This is a genomic window from Mesorhizobium sp. M0633 (genome assembly GCF_040320645.1).
Taxonomy (GTDB): Bacteria; Pseudomonadota; Alphaproteobacteria; order Rhizobiales; family Rhizobiaceae; genus Mesorhizobium.
The window spans coordinates 1-1,268 of record NZ_JAMYQC010000110.1; the positions used below are offsets into that span (position 1 = coordinate 1).

The window sequence follows — 1,268 nt, forward strand, 5'->3', positions numbered from 1 at the left end:
TGACCTGCCACTGAGAATTACCTCCATCTGAGATTAGAGTCCGGGCCTTGATTGAAGGACGGACTGATGAAGAGAAAGCGGTTTACGGAAGAGCAGATCATCGCGGTCTGCGCGAGCATGAAGCGGGTGCAAGGCGGGCGATCTTGCATGCAAACACGGGATCTCCGAGGCGACGCTGTATATCTGGAAGGCCAAGTATGGCGGGATGGGCGTATCCGACGCCAAGCGGCTGAAGGCCTTGGAAGACGAGAACGCCAAACTGAAGAAGCTGCTCGCAGACCAGATGCTCGAAGCCTCGGCATTGCGCGAGCTTCTATCAAAAAAATGGTAGGGCCCGCCGCCAAGCGCGAAGCCGTAGCGCATCTGCGGGCCGTCATGGGCCTATCGGAGCGTCGGGCCTGTTCCGTCGTCGACGCCGATCGTAAGATGATCCGCTACCAGTCTCGCCGAGCGCCAGAGACGGAGCTGCGTGGTCGGCTGCGTGACCTCGCGAACGAGCGCCGGCGCTTCGGCTATCGACGGCTGTTCATTCTGCTCAGGCGCCAGGGCGAGGCATCGGGGATCAACCGTATCTATCGTCTTTACCGCGAGGAAGGACTGACGGTGCGCAAGCGTCGGGCGCGACGACGAGCCGTCGGCACGCGGGCGCCGATCCTGGTCGAGGCAAAGGCGAATGCGCGCTGGCCGCTGGATTTCGTGCATGACCAGTTCGCCTGCGGCCGGCGCTTTCCGTGTGCTCAACATCGTCGACGACGTGACGCGAATGTTTGGCCGCGATCCCGGACACCTCGATCTCCGGCCGTCGGGTTGCCCGTGAACTGACGGAATTGATCGCTCACCGCGGCAAGCCGGGCATGATCGTCTCCGACCATGGCACCGAGTTCACCTCGAACGCCATCCTCGCATGGTCGAAGGATCACGGGATCGAATGGCACTACATCGCGCCAGGCAAGCCGATGCAGAATGGTTATGTCGAATCCTTCAACGGTCGCATGCGCGACGAGCTCCTGAACGAGAGCCTGTTCTTCGGCCTCGATCACGCCCGTAGCGCCATCGCCGAATGGCGGGAGGACTTCAACACCGCCCCATTCCTCTCTCGGCTACCAGACCCCGACAGCCTATGCCGAGGTCATCACCGCAACCGGCTCCGACGCTGTGCTGATGGAAGGCTCCGCGCCTCCGCCGGTGGCTCAACCCGCGCCAAGAGGCGTAACAGAAACGGCCAAGGCTCTAATCGCCACTGGATGATAGTTCAGTGGCAGGTCACA

1 pseudogene is annotated in these 1,268 nt (G+C 61.9%); it reads left to right on the top strand.

The window, feature by feature from the left end:
- Window positions 1–66 precede the first annotated feature (66 nt).
- Window positions 67–1,248: pseudogene (locus NKI47_RS34870) on the top strand (IS3 family transposase).
- Window positions 1,249–1,268 lie beyond the last annotated feature (20 nt).